Raw genomic sequence first — 18460 nt, forward strand, 5'->3', positions numbered from 1 at the left:
GATGTAATGTAATTGAACAAAAATACTATCTTATATTATTTGTCAATTTGATTGAAAACACGGGCAACTAATTCAGATTTTATAATGGGTTTGCTCAGGAAATCATTAGCTCCGGCCTCGAAGGATTTCTGAAGATATTTTATTTCTGTGTGAGCCGTCACAACAATAATCGGTAAGGTAGCGTATTTTTTATCTTGGCGGACAACTCGACAGAGTTCAATGCCGTTTATCGTTGGCATCTCTAAATCAAGTATAAGCAAATCTGGATTAGTTTGAGTTAATATGTTCCAAAATTGATTAACCTCACTCAAGCCAGTAATTTGAAATCCCCAAGGATGTAATATCTTTCTAATCGTAGTAACGATAATGGGATCATCATCCACGATCATGATATTGGTTTGAGATGAAGATAACGGAGACAAAAGTGTATTAATTGTCTCTAAGATATCTTTTGTACTGACCGGTTCTACTAAATATTTTTTAATCCCATAACGTGCAGCTTTAAGCCGATAGGTTAAATCATCTTCTGTAGCAAGTATTAATATTGGAACTGTGGGAAATTTATTTTGAATGCTTCTGATATCATTGAATGCTTTTTTGTCGAATTTATTGATTTTTAATAAAATTATTTTTGGAATATTTTTTTGTGAAACATTAGATATATTTTTTAAGTCTTGAAAATTGCTTAATTGTAATTTATACAGTAAAGCTTCTTGTTGTAATTCAATTAACAAAGACTCTTCTAACCCTATACTTAAAACTAAAGAACAAGTTGGTTTCGCTTCATTCTTAGAAATTGATTCTTCTTTAGAAGTATTGATCTCTTGCTTTAATTGACTAATCAATTGTAATAATTCATTAATGTCTGTTATATTAGTTTGTTTTACTTTGGCAATCTTTTTTAATAAGTCTTCGATGGTTCTAGCTAATTTTGAACCTTCATTATAACCATAAGTTCCTAAACTTCCTGCTAATTGGTGTGCTTCTTCTTTTGCTTTTTCTATATTTTGGCTACTCAATCTCTCAGATTGAAGTAATAAGATTATCTCTTCTAGAGTGCTAATGCGTTGCTCTAAAGCAAATATAAATTTATCGGTTAATTGATTAATTAGGTCAATACCTTCTTCGTATTCTTTGGTTTTTTTGCCATCTTGATCCACCGTTATCTCGTCTTCGAGCAAATGAGGAGGAACAGGGTTTAAACGATAACCTAATCCATATATGGTTTCAAACATATCTTCTTCCATTCCTGCTGCTTTAATTTTATTTCGCAGGTCTTTAACCAGATTAGTTACCGCACTTTCACTCGGTATATCTCCCGTTTCCCAAAGATGATTAATAATCAAACTTCGACTGAAAATTCGTTGTGGATGACGTAAAAATAATTCTAATAAATGATACTCTTGATTACGTAAATTAATTACTTGTTGTTTATAAGTAACTTGGGCTGAAACCAAGTTGAGAGATAATTGCCCCCAAGTCAACACAGACGAAGAGGAAATGTTATTTCCACGACGAGTCAAGGCGCGAATTCGAGCTATTAGTTGAGGAGGATCACAGGGTTTTAATACGTAATCATCTGCCCCTGCATTCAATCCTATACTGATCTTATCTGTCTCTTGACAAGCAGTTAGGATAAGAATAGGGGTTTGTTTCTTCTTGCTGCGAAGTTGACGACACAAACTGATCCCATCAATTTTAGGAAGTTGTAGATCTAAGATAATAACGTCATAGTCCCATAAAGTGGCGTAATCTAAACCTTCTTGACCGTTAAAGACCACATCAACCACAAAATGATCGTCTTTTAGAACTGCTGCTAAATATTCGCTAGTTAGCTGATCATCTTCTATCAGCAAAATTTTCATCTTTCTCCGATAATGTCGAAATTAAGGATAAAAAAGCGAATAATCAATAATTTCCCACTTCTTAGTGTTTATTATATTTACATTATATCTATATCATCTAGACCAGACTGTACGATAACGTACTTTAAGGATTCTGGCATTTTATAATTTTCTTATTTTTTATTCTTATACTGAAATCAAAGTTAATGTTAAGGAAAAGTTAAAGTCACTTTTTTGTCTTTTTTTGACCATCAAAAGAGGAGTATTCTGTGCAATCTATTTCTAATGATTATTCTATTGACTATTTATCAAATGTTATTGTTAGTCAGCGAGAAGCGAGAACTGCAAATATTGTCGAGTTGCTCGACAATCTTCAACTGATTAAATATCAACTTAAGCAATCTGGAGTTCCGGATGTTGTTGAGTCAATAGAAAAAGCGATTGACCAATGTCAAAAACTTAAACTGCTTAACTAATAATTAGGAAAAATATTCAAGAATTTCTCTAATTATCTAATGCCATGTAATAAAAAATAACTTGTAAACTGTAAAAAAAAAAGAGCAAACACAATGTCCGTAAACACTGTTGACCCTATTAACCTCAAGGACGGTAATCTATACAAAGCTAACTTACCTGGTGCTGACTTAAAAAACTTAAATTTAGATGGAGCTAATTTACAAGGAGCTAATTTACAAAGAGCTTATTTGACTAACACTTCTCTCAAAAAAGCTATATTAACCCAGGCTAATTTACAAAACTGTTACCTAAACAAAGCCAATTTTGAGCAAGCTAAATTAAGAGAAGTGAATCTACAAAATAGTTATCTCAATCAAGCTAATTTAGACAAAGCTATTTTAGATAATTCAAATTTGAGAGGAGCTTATTTGACCGATGCTCATTTACGGGGAACAAGTTTAAGAAAAGTCGATCTTCGTGATGCTTGTTTACTTGGTACTGACTTAACAACCACTAATTTGAGAGAAGCCATCTATAACCAAAACACTAAGTTTCCTTCAGATTTTAATCCCGTTGATTCTAAGATGAATCAAGTAGAAGATATTACTGTTAGACAGTTATTACCTTATTTGAATAATTTATACCAACTAGGCTGTCAGTATTTAGGAAAAACTCTAGCTACTAAATATTGGGAAACATCTTGTCCAGATTCTGAATGGTTTAATCAATTTTCCCTACAGAATAAAAAAGATTTTATTTTTTTAGGAGACTTAGATCAACCCATCAATCTATCACAATATCACCATACTCAAGAATGGCAAAATAATTTTATAAAAGCCTGTTCAGGAATTGTTAAAAGTTTTCCAACTCTCGTTAATTCACTTAGTAATTCGAGATAAGAAATCCAAAATAAGCTTTATTATTGCTCGGTAATTTCTAAAATATCTGAGCAACAGAAACTTGTGAGTTAATCTAAATTTACTACTATTTTTTCAAATTTTATCAAGGGGTATCATCAAATGTTGAGCGACAAAAAAAAACGAATGGTTTCAATCAAAGTTAGTGAACTGCAACAACGCTACAAAATGGGTGACAGAAATTTTAGTTATCTAGATTTAAGGGGACTTAACTTAGAAAAAATTAATCTTGAAGAAGCCAATTTGGAAGGTTCGGATTTACAAGGGGCTAATCTTGAGAATGCCAATTTAAAAAGAACAAATCTCGTTAATTGTAATTTTTATCGAGCTAATGTTTATGGAGCTAATTTAAGTTATGCTGATTTAAGTTATGCTAATCTAAAAGAAGCTAATTTCCATCGAACCCGAATAGAAGAAGCTCGTCTTGATCATGTTTGTGTAGAGCGTACTGATTTCACTGAAGCTTATATCAAAAAAGTATCGGTACGATGTGTTAAATTTGTTAAGACTGATCTAACGGATGCTATTTTAATTGATGTTAATTTAGGTCAAGCTTATTTCTTTGAGGTTTATTATAGTAAACTAACAAAATTAACTAATTGCTTTAAAACTGAGCAATCGGATTTATTCAAGTTTTTAAGTTAAGTATCACTAGATAGGCGTAATTAAAGATAAAACATTGTTAGCATGGGCAGTGCATACAAGTAGGTTTATATCAGTATTTTAAACTTTAATTAGCATTGCTTACACTATCTGTTTATCGTTAGTGCGATCTCTTCGAGATCGCTTTTTCGGCGCGCCTTTAGATTAGGTTGATTCGCCATAAGATGTCCATACGATCATTTGTTAAATTAAAATAACAAAATAAAACATTGTAGTTTTTATTTCAGCAACCTCTCTAAAGTAGTTAACTGTGGCCTGGTGATTGGTGAAGAAATAGATAAACCTTTGTACCTTACCCCCCATCAGAAGTACCATATAAACTACAATAAAGACTAAAACGATATCTTATGCTTAAAGCCCTATTTGGTGATCCTAACACCCGCAAAATCAAAAAATTACAACCCATTGTTGCTGAAATCAACTTACTAGAAGAAGATATTCAACAGCTATCCGACGAACAACTCACGGAAAAAACCGTTGAATTTCGAGAAATGCTCGATAAAGCTAACAATGACGAAGAATTAGAGGATATTTTAGAAGAAATTCTTCCAGATGCCTTTGCCGTTGTCAGAGAAGCAGCAAAGCGAGTCTTAGGAATGCGTCACTTTGACGTACAGTTAATGGGGGGAATGGTACTCCATCAAGGACAAATTGCTGAAATGAAGACAGGGGAAGGAAAAACCCTTGTAGCCACTCTTCCAGCTTATCTTAATGGACTGACAGGAAAAGGAGTTCACATTGTTACTGTCAACGACTATTTAGCCCGTCGGGACGCTGAATGGATGGGACAGGTGCATCGTTTTCTAGGTTTAACGGTAGGACTGATTCAGTCAGGAATGAACCCAGAAGAACGCAAGAAAAACTATGCCTGTGACGTTACCTATACTACAAACAGTGAACTAGGATTCGATTATTTACGAGACAATATGGCCACCGCGATGGCAGAAGTGGTTCAACGTCCTCCAAATTTTTGCATCATTGACGAAGTTGACTCTATTTTGATTGATGAAGCTCGTACCCCATTAATTATTTCTGGACAAGTAGAAAGACCTACCGAAAAATATGTTAAAGCAGCCGAAATTGCTAAAAAATTAGAAATACAAGAATCAGAAGAGGATCTCAAAGACTACGAAGTAGACGAAAAAGCCCGCAACGTTTTAATGACCGATCAAGGGTTTGAAAAAGCAGAACAATTATTAGGGGTGGGTGACTTATACGACCAAGAAAACCCCTGGGCCCATTATATTTTTAACGCCATCAAAGCCAAAGAATTATTTACCAAAGATGTTAATTACATCGTTAAAAATAAAGAAGTGGTCATCGTCGATGAATTTACGGGTCGTGTCTTAGCCGGAAGACGCTGGAGTGATGGACTTCACCAAGCGATCGAAGCTAAAGAAGGCGTTCCCATTCAACGAGAAACCCAAACCCTTGCTACCATTACCTATCAAAACTTCTTTTTGTTATACAACAAGCTTTCAGGGATGACTGGAACCGCTAAAACAGAAGAAACCGAACTAGAAAAAGTTTATAACCTACAAGTTACCATCGTTCCCACAAACCGACCTTCCCAACGTTATGACTTTCCCGACGTAGTTTATAAGACCGAACCTGCCAAATGGAAAGCCGTAGCAGCAGAAGTTGAAGATATGCACCAACAAGGCCGTCCTATCCTCGTAGGAACCACCAGTGTCGAAAAATCAGAAGTAATTTCAGCCCTCTTACAACAAAGTAATATCCCCCATAATATTCTCAACGCCCGACCCGAAAACGTCGAAAGAGAATCCGAAATTGTTGCCCAAGCAGGACGAAAAGGGGCTGTTACCATCGCCACTAACATGGCAGGACGAGGAACGGACATTATTTTAGGGGGTAACTCCGACTATATGGCCCGCCTAAAAATTCGCCAATACCTCATGCCTCAAATCGTTATGCCAGAAGATGATAACCTCATGACCGGGGGAATGGGAGGCAACAATCGTCGTCCTCAAGGGTTTGGTCAGGATAGCAAAAAGAAAAAATGGCAACCCTCGGCCGATATCTTCCCCACAGAATTATCCCCAGAAACCCAAAATATGATTAAAGACGCGGTTAAATTTGCCGTTGATGAATATGGACAGCAAAGCCTTTCAGAATTAGAAGCCGAAGAAAAGATCGCTATTGCTTCTGAAAATGCCCCCACAGAAGACCCTGTGATTGAGAAATTACGTCAAGTCTATAAAGCCATTCGCAAAGAATACGACGCATTTACAGACGCAGAACACGAAGAAGTGATCGAGTTGGGAGGACTCCATGTGATTGCCACAGAACGTCACGAGTCTCGTCGCATTGATAACCAGTTACGGGGACGGGCCGGACGACAAGGAGATCCAGGGTCAACCAAATTTTTCCTCAGTTTAGAAGATAACTTATTAAGGATTTTTGGTGGCGATCGCGTGGCCGGGTTGATGAATGCCTTCCGCGTTGAAGAAGATATGCCCATCGAGTCCAAAATGTTGACTCGTTCCCTAGAAGGGGCCCAGAAAAAAGTAGAAACCTTCTACTATGACACCCGTAAACAGGTGTTTGAATATGATGAGGTCATGAATAACCAAAGACGGGCGATCTATGCTGAACGTCGTCGGGTTCTCGAAGGGTTAGACCTCAAAGAACAAGTTCTACAATATGCTGAAAAGACAATGGATGAAATTGTAGACGCTTACGTTAACCCTGAGTTACCCCCTGAAGAATGGGATGTAGAAAACTTAGTAAGTAAGGTCAAAGAGTTTGTTTATCTCCTCGAAGATATCACCGCCAAAGATATGGAAGATATGACGGTAGCAGAGATGAAAATCTTCCTTCACGAAGAAGTTCGTAAAGCTTACGATATCAAAGAAGATCAAGTCGATAAGGTTCGTCCTGGTTTGATGCGAGAAGCAGAACGATTCTTTATTTTGCAACAAATAGATACCCTGTGGCGTGAACACTTACAGTCAATGGACGCTTTACGAGAATCTATCGGTTTACGAGGTTATGGACAAAAAGACCCTCTTATTGAATATAAACAAGAAGGATATGAGATGTTCTTAGAGATGATGATCGATATCCGTCGTAATGTCGTTTATTCACTCTTCCAATTCCAACCCCAAGGACAACCTCAAACGGCTTAGTGACGGCTATAGGCAAAAGTAGAATGGTTGAGGAGGAGATAAAATTGCTCTTCCTTAACCCATTTGTCTCAATTTGCTGATCAGCAACAAAAAACGGAGAGGGTGGGATTCGAACCCACGTTGGCTATTAACCAAACCCGATTTCAAGTCGGGCGCGTTCGACCACTCTGCCACCTCTCCTTGAGTTTACTAATCATTTTAACAGAACTTGGCCAAAATTTCCCTATTTTTTAGTTTCTTCCCCAAATCCCCTAAACAAAAGTTAAATCAAGGATTTTTTACGATATTTAGTATTATTTACTATTACTTAAAATGTCTTAATATAGCGGTCTTAAGATTATTTTTATTGGAATCAGAGATATAATTGAGTTAATAATAAAAACATGATACACAATAAAAATAGCTAAAATTAACCTTTAGCAAACATCGTCCTGAGAATATCAGACTTTAAAAATAATATTTATTGAAAACCCCTGAGTTTAAATGACAGCAGACACAAAAAAGCCAAAAAAATTTGCTTTAACCACACCCTTATATTATGTGAATGGGGTTCCTCATATTGGTAGTGCCTATACCACGATTATTGCCGATGTCATAGCCCGTTATAAAAGATTGATAGGAGAAGAGGTTCTCTTAATTACTGGAACTGATGAACACGGACAGAAAATACAACGAACCGCCCAAGAAAAAGGACTCTTACCCCAGGATCACTGCGATCAGATTGTCGGCAGTTTTAAACAATTATGGCAGAAACTAGATATTCAATATGATCGCTTTAGTCGGACAACGGCAACGAAACATGAAGCAATCGTTAAAGAATTTTTTGGACGAGTTTGGGAGAATGGAGATATTTATCTAGCTCAACAACAAGGATGGTATTGTGTTCAGTGTGAAGAATTTAAAGAAAAACGGGAATTATTAGAAGACGGTTGTTGTCCTCTCCATCCCAACAAAAAAGCAGAATGGCGAGACGAAGAGAATTATTTTTTTAAATTGTCAAAATACCAAAGTAAATTAGAAGAACTCTACGCTAAAAACCCTCAATTTATTGAACCTGAAAGCCGTCGCAACGAGATTCTTAACTTTATGAATCAAGGCTTACAAGACTTTTCCATATCCCGCGTCAACCTAGAGTGGGGCTTTCCTATTCCCAAAGACCCTAACCATACAATTTATGTGTGGTTTGATGCTCTTTTGGGCTATGTAACAGCCCTACTTGAACCAGAGGAGGAACCAACCCTAGACAATGCCTTATCGGAGTGGTGGCCAATTAATTTACACTTAATCGGTAAAGATATTTTGCGCTTCCATGCCATCTATTGGCCAGCCATGTTGATGTCAGCAAACCTACCTTTGCCAGAGCAAATCTTTGGTCATGGTTTTTTAACAAAAGATGGACAGAAAATGGGCAAAAGCCTAGGAAACACATTAGATCCCTTTGACTTAGTGGATAAATATGGTTCCGACTCAGTGCGCTACTATTTCTTAAAAGAGATAGAATGTGGAAAAGATGGTGATTTTAACGAAACTCGTTTTGTTAATATTCTTAACGCCGATCTGGCTAACGATTTAGGGAATTTGCTCAATCGAACTTTAGGAATGACTCAAAAATATTGTCAAGGGTCATTACCTGAGATCACAGCCAGCGAATTACCCCAAGATCATCCCCTAAAAACCATAGGCTTGAGCCTAGGGGAAAAAGTAATCAAAGCCTATGAAAAACTCAAATTTAATGAGGGATGTGAGGAAATTTTAACCTTAATTCAAGCAGGGAACAAATTTATCGACGAACAAGCTCCCTGGCGTTTGTTTAAAGAAGGAAAGCAGGCCGAAGTAGAAAAGATTTTGTATGGAGTGTTAGAATCAGTGCGTCTAGCTGCTTATTTGTTGGCTCCTATTATTCCTAATCTGAGTAGCAAAATCTACGAACAACTAGGTTTTTCTGTAGACTTTAATCAAAGCGATCGCTTTAATGAAGTTGTTCCTTTTGCTCACCATAGTCAATGGGGGAAACTAGCGGTTAATCAAGGGTTAAGTAAACCTCAACCCGTCTTTGCTAAACTAGATTTTCCCTCAGAAGATAACCCTTAACAACTGAAAAAATTAACATTTTTTCTATTTTTGTATTGAAAACAACCACTATTTACGATGAAATACAAACCCGAACTCACAAATAACTTTCATACTCCGTCCTTTTTTGACGAGCAAAGAGGCTTATCAGCAATGTATGATGACTTTGAAGATGATTCAATTTTTTCCCCCGAACAAGTTTTAGAAAATCGTGGTAGAGTTGCCATTTTTATCGATGGATCGAATCTATTTTACGCTGCATTACAATTAGGCATTGAAATTGATTATACCAAGCTACTTTATCGTTTAACTGAAGGATCTCGCCTCCTGAGAGCGTTTTTCTACACAGGAGTCGACCGCACCAACGAAAAACAACAAGGTTTCTTATTATGGATGAGACGCAATGGTTATCGTGTCATTGCCAAAGATTTAGTACAATTGCCTGATGGCTCTAAAAAAGCAAATTTAGACGTAGAAATTGCTGTAGACTTAATGGCCTTAGTGGGTTCTTACGACACCGCTATCATTGTTAGTGGGGATGGAGACTTAGCTTATGCAGCCGACTCCGTAAGTTATCGCGGAGCGCGCATTGAAGTGGTTAGTTTACGCTCAATGACCAGCGATAGTTTAATTAATGTCGCGGATCGGTACATCGATCTCGATCAGATTAAAGAAGATATTCAAAAAACCCGAAAGCCTAACCTGTCCTATAACAGTTACTCTAGCGTTGGTATGGTAGAGCAAAATAACCCTTAAACTAGGACAACAAAAAAAGTAGGAAGACCACGAAGATAATACCATTAATTATTTCTGGATGCTTCCTACACCCTAGTTTTTCTAAAAGATACGATGGAGATATTGGCAGAGAGTTCCCGCATTGACCCCTAACTCCGTGCGTTCTTGGGCTGCTAACATTCCTGCTTTGGCGTGCCACCAGGCCGCTGTTGCTACCATCGCATCTATCGGATGCTGAATCAGCGTGTTTTGAGCCAATAATCCTCCAATTAATCCCGTTAAAACATCCCCACTACCTCCCCTAGCTAAAGCAGGGGTACTTTGAGGGATGATCCAAATTTTGCCTTGAGGGTTAGCAATAATCGTTCTTGCCCCTTTTAACAAAATAATCGCTCCAGTTTGATGAGCAGCCGTTTTTGCTGCGCTGATCCTGTCCTTTTCAGGGTGATCAATGTTTGGAAAAAGACGTTTAAACTCTCCTAAATGGGGCGTTAACACCGTTGCTGCTTGACGTTTTCCTAAGCTTTTTACCGTTCCCAGTTGAGCCAGAATATTGAGTGCATCCGCATCTAACACGATAGGACATTCTGCGTCTAAAACCTTAGCAACCACATCAATTCCGTCTTGGGTTAACCCTGGACCACAGGCAATGATATCATAGGAATCGAAGTCTGTTGCAAGTGGGGGCAATGAGGCAACGGCCCCCTTTTCCGACTCTGGACAATCAATAATTAAACCATCAGGAATTTGACCAATTAACAAGGGTTTGAGAGACGCAGGAACCGCTACCGATAACATCCCTACCCCACTTCCTTGGGCCCCTAAACCAGTCAAAATAGTACCGCCAGCATAACGACGAGAACCACAGATTAGTAATAAATGTCCTTGTTGATATTTATGGGTAACTTGGGGACGAGATAAGGGTAAAAACTCTAGTGCTAGGGTTTTGGTTAAAAGTTGTATAGGGACAGGTTGAGAAATAATTGACCACACCTCTCGTGTGGGAATACCAAAATCAATTTTTTCTGCTTCACCGAGATAAGCTAAAGCTTGATCTTGAAAATAGGCCGGTTTCCACAAACCCAAACAGAAACTATGAGTTGCTTTAACTGCTGTTCCTAATACTTCTCCTGTGTCTGTGTGTAACCCAGAGGGAATATCAATACTGACCACAGGAATCGGCCATTCATTGAGCCGATCCACATCCATGGCCAGATTACCAGAAAGCGATCGCGTTAATCCAAACCCGAATAAACCATCAATGATTAATTGACAAGTGCTTAAGGATTCTACATCATCGTAGTAAGGAATGCCCAAACTTTTCGCGTAATTAGCGTGTTGTTGTGGTAAGGCTTTCAATTTTTCTAAAGGACGATATAAACTAACTTCGTATCCTTGCAAATGTAGTTCTCTGGCAATAACTAAAGCATCTCCTCCATTATGGCCCGGACCGACTAATACCCCGACTTTAGAGGTCGTTTTAAGAGGATAAAGCTGTTGAATGCGTTGAGACATCATCAAAGCTGCTTTTTCCATTAAAGCAGCCACAGGCATACCGGCCGCAAATAGTTTCTTTTCAATATTAGCCATTTGTTCGGCTGTTACCACAACAGAATCAAGTTCTTGTCTGGGTTGCATAGATATCCTTTCTCAGTTCAAATGCTTGTATATAAATTGTAAGGAAGGATTAAACTCATCGCATATCTTAAGATTAGATTTTTCAATAGACACTGATCAGTGATATAAGCTAAATTGGTAACGAGTATGTATAAGTTCAACACATTCACATCTCATGAAGGAAACACTAGAAGAAACTCCAAGAATCCGTTCGTTAGAAGATGCTTTACATCGTTGTCAATGTCTAGGTATGCGTATTAGTCGTCAACGTCGTTATATTTTAGAGTTGTTGTGGAAAACCCAAGAACATCTATCGGCAAGAGAAATTTATAATCGTCTCAGTCAAATCGGCAAAAATGTCGGTCATACCTCAGTTTATCAAAACCTCGAAGCTCTATCGAGTCAAGGGATTATCGAATGTCTAGAACGATGCGACGGACGACTTTATGGAACCATTACTGACTCCCATAGTCATGTTAACTGCTTAGATACTCAGCAAATTATTGACGTTCATGTTGAGCTTCCCTCTGACCTAATTCAACAGATAGAAGCAAAAACAGGGATTACCATTACTGACTATCGTATTGACTTTTATGGCCATAAACAACCAGAACCGTCTAAACTAAATGAAACGTTAAGTAAGCCTTAATCTGTGGAACTTTTGTGAGCGATCGCCGTATATCTCTTCTATTTGTAGATCAAGATGCCATTTTTCGCTTAGGACTCGCAACTATCTTAAGCAATTATCCTCAGTGGGAAATTGTCAGTCAAACAGATAACTTAACAGACGCTTTAACCCAGTTATCTAGTAATACAGTTGATTTAATTACGTTAGATCCTAACTTAAGGGGTCAGACTTTAACTGTTGAAGCTTTTTATCAACAAATTAAGGAAATTTCCCCTGAGACTAAAATCTGTTTATTGAGTTACGCTTTAAGTTGGCAACAACAGCAAGATTTTAGAGAAATTGGCATTGAAGGATATTGTCATAAAGGAGAATTTATAGACGTTTTATTAGAAAACTGGCAAAAAATTATTGAAGGGGAAATCGTTTGGCCTGTTATTAGTTCGAGTCAATTGTCTGAATTTAACCAAACAATCTCTAAGAAAAACTGGCTTTCTAAGGTGAGAAAATCAGGAATTGAAGAAATTAATAAAAACTTGCAATTAATTAATAAAAACCTTAAGAATTATCCTAGTTCTACATGGGACAAAATTTTTTGGCAAGGAAGAAAAAGAGAATTATTAACAGCCCGTTGGTTAGTTGAACAATTATTACCAGTTGATGTAATTGTAGTCGCTTCTCCAAGAATAAACTCCCAAATAATGAAGACGAATAATTTAAGTTCCATAGGAACATTAGTGGCAACTGGTGAATGGTTGAATCTTTTTCAGGAAACTAATGATAAGCTAGAAAATAACCTGAAAAATTTAACCAACTTTCTTCTCGAAATTGATATCTTAAAATCTGAAAAAAAACGAGAAATATTAGAATTAGTCTTAAAACAGTTTGAAAGAATAATTAGCGATTTCAAGTTTATTGAGACAAAAAGTATGCAAATATCAAGAAATCGCTTATCTGTTTTAGAAAGATTATGGCGAGAATCAGCCTTGATTTTTTTAAGCAAATATTGTCTGAATGAAAAACAAATATCCCTAGAAGATATGGAAATACTGGTAGAAGAAAATGAAGAATTAGTATCTAAAGAAATTTTACAAGAGATTCCTTGTTTTCCAGAACTATTTGATTACATCATTTTGGATAATGAATTAGAAACTAAAGAAAGTAATCAAGCAAATCTGTCACCAGAAAAGAAAAAAGAAACAATTTTACACAACGTTGTTATTCAAGTTGCTAACGGTATTGTTGCTTTGATTTTAAATTACTTTTCCAATAATGAAAAAGTCAAAAAAAACTTATATAATATAGACATGGCATCATCAAGGGAAATTGCGAAATTTAGGAATCGTCTCGCCTGGGAATATAGAAAGAAAGAATATTGGCAAGAACCTAAAAATATTTTTGAAAGTCAATATCGACTTTTTTTCTTCACCGAAAAAGGCATCGATTGCACGTTTGTTTATTATCCCCGTCAACAAGAACTAGAAAGCTTGAGGGGACTACGTTGGGCGGTGACCATTCTTTTAGAAATTAGAGATGCGATCGCCCCATTGCTGCGCTCTTTAGTAGGAACAGTGGGAACCACATTAGTTTACATTTTAACTCAAGTGATTGGTCGAGCGATTGGATTAGTGGGTAAAGGCATTTTGCAAGGAATTGGTAATAGTCTTTCAGAAAGAGACTACCCCAGCAAACCGAAAAAACAAAATTCAAAATCCTAAATCATCCTCAGAATACTCCCCTAGATGCTGCTTCATCGTTCATAATAAAAATAAAGAATAATTTTTCTAACAACTAACTGGTTATGAAATACATCTCCTCCTTAACCTCACTACAAAATCAATCAACACCAATGAAAAGTTCTAAACAACGAAAATTGACCACTAACAAGCACAGTCAAAAACGTCGTTTAATGGGATGGGGAAAATTAGTGACCAGTGGTCTTTTATTGCAATTATTGTTAATGGCCAGTCCCAGTTGGGGACAAGAAGAAAAAGACAAATATACCTACAGTGAACTATTAAATGACATTGATTCAGGGAAAGTTACTCAGGTTGAAATTGACCCCAGACTGCAAACAGCTACTGTTACCCTAAAAAATCAAGAAAAAACCGAAGAAGTTCCCTTATTTAAACAAAATCCTGAACTCATTGACCGTCTAAAAGCCAACGATGTCAAGATTGACTATAATCCTTCTCCCGATAACTCAGCAATGGTTCGGTTGATGCTGCAAATCCCTATCATATTTCTGATTTTAATCATTGTCATTGCCATTGTTCGTCGTTCGGCTAATATGTCAGGGCAAGCGATGAGCTTTAGTAAATCCCGTGCTAGATTCCAAATGGAAGCAAAAACAGGGATTTCTTTTACAGACGTAGCCGGAATCGACGAAGCCAAAGAAGAACTACAAGAAGTCGTTACATTCCTCAAAGAATCTGAAAAATTCACTGCGATCGGGGCTAAAATTCCTAAAGGGGTACTGTTAATAGGACCACCAGGAACAGGAAAAACCCTCCTAGCAAAAGCTGTAGCAGGAGAAGCTGGCGTTCCCTTCTTTAGCATTTCAGGATCGGAATTCGTCGAAATGTTTGTCGGTGTTGGTGCCTCACGAGTCAGAGATTTATTTAAAAAAGCCAAAGAAAACGCCCCTTGTCTCATCTTTATTGATGAAATTGATGCCGTTGGCCGCCAACGAGGTGTTGGGTACGGTGGGGGTAACGATGAACGAGAACAAACCCTTAACCAATTATTAACAGAAATGGATGGCTTTGAAGGGAATACAGGCATTATTGTCATTGCTGCCACTAACCGTCCTGATGTTCTTGATAAAGCGTTAATGCGCCCTGGACGATTTGATCGTCAAGTAATGGTAGATTACCCCGATTTTAAAGGAAGACAAGGCATTTTAGAAGTTCATGCCAGGGATAAAAAAATAGACGAAGAAGTGTCTTTAGAAGCGATCGCCCGACGCACCCCAGGGTTTACAGGGGCTGATCTCTCCAATTTACTCAATGAAGCAGCCATCTTCACTGGTAGACGACGGAAAGAAGCTATTACTATGGCAGAAATTAACGATGCTATTGATCGGGTAGTTGCCGGGATGGAAGGAACCCCCTTAGTTGATAGTAAGAGTAAGCGATTGATTGCCTATCATGAAATTGGTCACGCTTTAGTGGCAACCGTGATGACCGGTCATGATCGCGTCGAAAAAGTTACCCTTATCCCTAGGGGACAAGCCAAAGGCTTAACCTGGTTTACCCCAGATGAAGATTCAGGGTTAGTGACTCGTAATCAACTTCTCGCCCGTATCGCCGGTTTATTGGGAGGTAGGGCTGCCGAAGAAGTAATTTTTGGAGAAGATGAAGTAACGACCGGAGCCGGTAATGACATCGAAAAAGTCACCTATTTAGCCAGACAAATGGTAACTCGTTTTGGAATGTCAGAATTAGGATTATTGGCTTTAGAAGAAGATGACCAAGATAACTATGCTGCTTTTGATGAAATTGCTACCAAAATTGATACACAAATTAATCTGATCGTCGAAAAATGCCATCAAAAAGCACAAACGATTATTCGAGAAAATCGGGCGATGGTAGACCGATTAGTCGATATATTAATCGATCAAGAAACCATCGAAGGGGATGAATTTCGTGAGTTGTTAGAGAAATACAAAGAACCTGTTGATTCAACTGGGCCAGAACTTTGTAAGTCAGTTTAAGGGAAACCAATGCAGTCCCCACCTTAATAATTGATTTTGGACTCCAAATATTGGTGAAAATCTAATCATGGGGTACAATGGGGAATGGACTATTTAAAGCAAAAATCTTAAATTGAAGTGCTATGGCTAAAAAAAGTATGATCGAGCGCGAGAAAAAGCGCGAGCGTTTAATTGAAAAATATGCTGAAAAACGAGCAGCCCTCAAAGAAGCTTTTGAGAATGCTGAAGACTTTGAAGAAAAAATCGAAATTCACCGTCAAATCCAACGGTTACCCCGTAATAGCGCACCTAGTCGTCACCGTAACCGTTGTTGGTTAACTGGTCGTCCTAGAGGCTATTATCGTGATTTCGGCTTATCCCGTAACGTTCTTAGAGAATGGGCCCACGAAGGCTTATTGCCTGGGGTGGTTAAGTCCAGTTGGTAAAGAGTTAAGAAGTCAAGGTCATAAGTTTCTGAGTGATGGGGAAATAGTAACTATTAACTTGGAAACTTGTCACTTCTAACTTCTTCAACTCTCTCCACAACAATGATCAATCCCTAAACTATCGAGAATCAGATCGCTAACAGCATTCGCTACGGCAAACTCACTAAAAAAGCTTTTTGTAAAATCAAAGGCTTGCATTTCTGTCACAATAGCAATGACTAAACTACCTAAGTCATTTTCCCCTTCTAGTCGTTGACGCACAAAAATTTGAGCAGCCCGTTGGGCAATGGTTTCATTCACCTGTTCTGGTATAAATTCTTGATTGAGCCAGTTTTGCAAAGCAACTTGTAACCACTCCTTTTCTTGTTGGGGATTACGGATTGGGGGTAAAGTAACAGGATGAATAGGTTGAGTCGTCATAATAATAGATTAACTTCGTAAAATCGACGATGGAATTTAGCGAAAATATAGACCCCATTATACAAGGATATGCCCAAGGTTACTTTTTAATGGCGGATGAAAATGATGTACTGGGCTGGTATTCTAGTCGTCAACGCGCCCTAATACCTCTAGATGAGCGTTTCCGCTATCCGAAATCCCTAAAACGATTTTTGAATCAAAATATTTTTTCTGTAGCAGTTAATCGTGATTTTCTAGGAGTTTGCCAGGGTTGTGCGGATAGAGATAGCACGTGGATTGCGCCAGAATTAATTGAAATTTATTATCAACTACATTTAGCCGGTTATGCCCATAGTTTTGAAACTTGGCAAGGAGATAAGTTAGCCGGGGGTATTTTAGGAATTACCATCGGGGCTGCATTTATTGGGGAATCAATGTTTTTTCGTATCCCCAATGGCTCAAAAGTGGCTATGGTTAAATTAGTAGAACATTTGAAATCGCGAGGTTTTATCCTCTTTGATGCTCAATTACAAAACGACCATTTAGCCAGATTTGGATCTTATTTAATCAGTGATTTAGAATATCAAAAATTGTTACAAGAAGCGTTAAGTTATCCTTGTATTTTTGTTTAAATACTATTCTAAAACCGCACCCCCTCGCAATGACAATCAACCCAGAACAATTCACCATTACGTTGACAGTGTTAAATTCCTGCGAGGTTGTGGTTTTATGATTAATTGGCTTAAAAATCTCTGGAATTGGTTAAAAAGTCTCTTTAATGGTTCTTCTGAACCCATAGAACCCTGTGATCCTCCTTCTGATCCTAAGTTAACCGATTCTGAGTACGAAAGTGTCTTATTTGCGTTGCTAGAAGAGGTAAAAAAAGGGAAATCTTGGGGTAGTTGTCAAGGAATTTTAATCAATCGTAATGTTAAATCGGATGAGTTGGCAGGATGGATTGAGGAGAAAAGTTTGGAATGGTTGCAGAATAGACATAATTATCAACAATTAGGGGAAGATTTAGGGGAATTGGGCGATATTGCGTCGGGAAAATTGGGCAATATTGCAACGCAACTGAGTTCGGAGTTAGAAAATTTTCAACAGGATAATCTACAAAATACAGAATTAATAACATCAAATTCAAACCCATCAGAGACAACAGTAGATGAAGTTCAAAGATTAATTGAGCAAGCATTTGAACAATGTCAAAAGGGAGAGTATGAAGCAGCGATCGCATCATACAACAAAGCATTAGAATTTAAACCAGATCTACATCAAGCTTGGTTTAACCGAGGGAATGCGTTACATAACTTAGGAAGGTTTGAAGAAGCGATCACATCATACGACAAGGTATTAGAAATTAAATCTGATGATCATAAAACTTGGAATAACCGAGGGAATGTGTTAGCTGACTTAGAAAAGTTAAAAGAAGCGATGGCATCATACGACAAAGCATTAGAAATTAAACCTGATGATTATAAAACTTGGGATAACCAAGGTCTTGTATTGTCTGAGTTAGGAAGGTTTGAAGAGGCGATCACATCTTCTGACAAATCTTTAGAAATTAAACCTGATAATTATAACGCTTGGTATAACCGAGGGATTGCGTTAGCTAACTTAGAAAGGTTGGAAGAGGCGATCGCATCCTATGACAAATCTTTAGAAATTAAACCTGATAATTATGACGCTTGGCATAACCGAGGGAATGTTTTAGCTAACTTAGAAAGGTTGGAAGAGGCGATCATATCTTATGACAAAGCTTTAGAATGTAAACCTCATTTTCATTATCCTTGGTATGAATACACTTGGTATGGCCGAGGTACACTAGCAAGTAGATCAACCGCA

At 37.6% G+C, this 18460-nt stretch carries 15 protein-coding genes and 1 tRNA gene; 12 read left to right on the plus strand and 4 right to left on the minus strand.

The window, feature by feature from the left end; genetic code table 11:
• Positions 1–35 precede the first annotated feature (35 nt).
• On the minus strand, positions 36–1865 hold the full coding sequence (locus tag CY0110_RS03330; protein WP_008273866.1) for a response regulator: 1830 nt from the start codon (positions 1863–1865) through the stop codon (positions 36–38).
• Between the two features lie 248 nt (positions 1866–2113).
• On the opposite strand from CY0110_RS03330, the gene CY0110_RS03335 reads away from it, so the two are divergent.
• The 4 genes from CY0110_RS03335 (at position 2114) to secA (ending at position 7029) form a co-directional block, all read left to right on the plus strand.
• Complete coding sequence (locus CY0110_RS03335) at positions 2114–2320, plus strand: hypothetical protein (protein WP_008273867.1); 207 nt, start codon at positions 2114–2116, stop codon at positions 2318–2320.
• 93 nt (positions 2321–2413) lie between these two features.
• Positions 2414–3199, plus strand: coding sequence for a pentapeptide repeat-containing protein (locus tag CY0110_RS03340; RefSeq protein WP_008273868.1), 786 nt, complete (start codon positions 2414–2416; stop codon positions 3197–3199).
• A 120-nt stretch (positions 3200–3319) separates the two neighbouring features.
• A complete protein-coding gene (locus tag CY0110_RS03345; protein WP_008273869.1) occupies positions 3320–3862 on the plus strand; it encodes a pentapeptide repeat-containing protein in 543 nt (180 codons plus the stop codon).
• 365 nt (positions 3863–4227) lie between these two features.
• Complete coding sequence (gene secA, locus CY0110_RS03350) at positions 4228–7029, plus strand: preprotein translocase subunit SecA (protein WP_008273870.1); 2802 nt, start codon at positions 4228–4230, stop codon at positions 7027–7029.
• A gap of 94 nt (positions 7030–7123) precedes the next feature.
• On the opposite strand, the gene CY0110_RS03355 is transcribed toward secA, so the two are convergent.
• Positions 7124–7209 (minus strand) — tRNA-Ser (locus CY0110_RS03355).
• 303 nt (positions 7210–7512) lie between these two features.
• Here CY0110_RS03355 and metG point away from each other — a divergent pair.
• Positions 7513–9120: a methionine--tRNA ligase gene (metG, locus tag CY0110_RS03360; RefSeq protein ID WP_008273871.1), complete on the plus strand. Its 1608-nt coding sequence runs from the start codon at positions 7513–7515 to the stop codon at positions 9118–9120.
• Positions 9121–9252: 132 nt separating this feature from the next.
• Positions 9253–9855, plus strand: a complete 603-nt coding sequence (locus CY0110_RS03365) for a LabA-like NYN domain-containing protein (protein WP_035798333.1) — start codon at positions 9253–9255, stop codon at positions 9853–9855.
• A gap of 81 nt (positions 9856–9936) precedes the next feature.
• Here CY0110_RS03365 and CY0110_RS03370 read toward each other — a convergent pair whose 3' ends face one another.
• Complete coding sequence (locus tag CY0110_RS03370) at positions 9937–11472, minus strand: bifunctional ADP-dependent NAD(P)H-hydrate dehydratase/NAD(P)H-hydrate epimerase (protein ID WP_008273873.1); 1536 nt, start codon at positions 11470–11472, stop codon at positions 9937–9939.
• Positions 11473–11626: 154 nt separating this feature from the next.
• On the opposite strand from CY0110_RS03370, the gene CY0110_RS03375 reads away from it, so the two are divergent.
• From CY0110_RS03375 to rpsN, 4 genes are all read left to right on the plus strand, one after another.
• Positions 11627–12100 carry a Fur family transcriptional regulator gene (locus CY0110_RS03375; protein ID WP_008273874.1) on the plus strand — a complete coding sequence of 158 codons (474 nt, stop codon included), beginning with the start codon at positions 11627–11629 and terminating at the stop codon, positions 12098–12100.
• 14 nt (positions 12101–12114) lie between these two features.
• Positions 12115–13794: a DUF3685 domain-containing protein gene (locus tag CY0110_RS03380; RefSeq protein ID WP_008273876.1), complete on the plus strand. Its 1680-nt coding sequence runs from the start codon at positions 12115–12117 to the stop codon at positions 13792–13794.
• A 191-nt stretch (positions 13795–13985) separates the two neighbouring features.
• Positions 13986–15791: an ATP-dependent zinc metalloprotease FtsH gene (gene ftsH, locus CY0110_RS03385; RefSeq protein ID WP_232285686.1), complete on the plus strand. Its 1806-nt coding sequence runs from the start codon at positions 13986–13988 to the stop codon at positions 15789–15791.
• Between the two features lie 122 nt (positions 15792–15913).
• Positions 15914–16216, plus strand: coding sequence for a 30S ribosomal protein S14 (rpsN, locus tag CY0110_RS03390; RefSeq protein WP_008273879.1), 303 nt, complete (start codon positions 15914–15916; stop codon positions 16214–16216).
• 84 nt (positions 16217–16300) lie between these two features.
• On the opposite strand, the gene CY0110_RS03395 is transcribed toward rpsN, so the two are convergent.
• The gene (locus CY0110_RS03395; protein WP_008273880.1) at positions 16301–16636 is read right to left on the minus strand and encodes a hypothetical protein; all 336 of its coding nucleotides are present in this window, start codon (positions 16634–16636) and stop codon (positions 16301–16303) included.
• Positions 16637–16665: 29 nt separating this feature from the next.
• Between CY0110_RS03395 and aat the strand changes: the two genes are divergently transcribed.
• A complete protein-coding gene (gene aat, locus CY0110_RS03400; RefSeq protein ID WP_008273881.1) occupies positions 16666–17247 on the plus strand; it encodes a leucyl/phenylalanyl-tRNA--protein transferase in 582 nt (193 codons plus the stop codon).
• A gap of 97 nt (positions 17248–17344) precedes the next feature.
• Positions 17345–18460, plus strand: a 1116-nt coding sequence (locus tag CY0110_RS03405; protein ID WP_157464523.1) for a tetratricopeptide repeat protein, incomplete at its 3' end; no start/stop codon positions are given.

This window comes from Crocosphaera chwakensis CCY0110, assembly GCF_000169335.1.
GTDB lineage: Bacteria > Cyanobacteriota > Cyanobacteriia > Cyanobacteriales > Microcystaceae > Crocosphaera > Crocosphaera chwakensis.

What these genes read in the sequence shown, in the direction of transcription:
- CY0110_RS03330 (WP_008273866.1), bottom strand. Translation starts at nt 1,865, where the DNA reads ATGAAAATTTTGCTGATAGAAGATGATCAGCTAACTAGCGAATATTTA.
- CY0110_RS03340 (WP_008273868.1), top strand. Translation starts at nt 2,414, where the DNA reads ATGTCCGTAAACACTGTTGACCCTATTAACCTCAAGGACGGTAATCTA.
- CY0110_RS03345 (WP_008273869.1), top strand. Translation starts at nt 3,320, where the DNA reads ATGTTGAGCGACAAAAAAAAACGAATGGTTTCAATCAAAGTTAGTGAA.
- secA (WP_008273870.1), top strand. Translation starts at nt 4,228, where the DNA reads ATGCTTAAAGCCCTATTTGGTGATCCTAACACCCGCAAAATCAAAAAA.
- metG (WP_008273871.1), top strand. Translation starts at nt 7,513, where the DNA reads ATGACAGCAGACACAAAAAAGCCAAAAAAATTTGCTTTAACCACACCC.
- CY0110_RS03365 (WP_035798333.1), top strand. Translation starts at nt 9,253, where the DNA reads ATGTATGATGACTTTGAAGATGATTCAATTTTTTCCCCCGAACAAGTT.
- CY0110_RS03370 (WP_008273873.1), bottom strand. Translation starts at nt 11,472, where the DNA reads ATGCAACCCAGACAAGAACTTGATTCTGTTGTGGTAACAGCCGAACAA.
- CY0110_RS03375 (WP_008273874.1), top strand. Translation starts at nt 11,627, where the DNA reads ATGAAGGAAACACTAGAAGAAACTCCAAGAATCCGTTCGTTAGAAGAT.
- ftsH (WP_232285686.1), top strand. Translation starts at nt 13,986, where the DNA reads ATGGGATGGGGAAAATTAGTGACCAGTGGTCTTTTATTGCAATTATTG.
- rpsN (WP_008273879.1), top strand. Translation starts at nt 15,914, where the DNA reads ATGGCTAAAAAAAGTATGATCGAGCGCGAGAAAAAGCGCGAGCGTTTA.
- CY0110_RS03395 (WP_008273880.1), bottom strand. Translation starts at nt 16,636, where the DNA reads ATGACGACTCAACCTATTCATCCTGTTACTTTACCCCCAATCCGTAAT.
- aat (WP_008273881.1), top strand. Translation starts at nt 16,666, where the DNA reads ATGGAATTTAGCGAAAATATAGACCCCATTATACAAGGATATGCCCAA.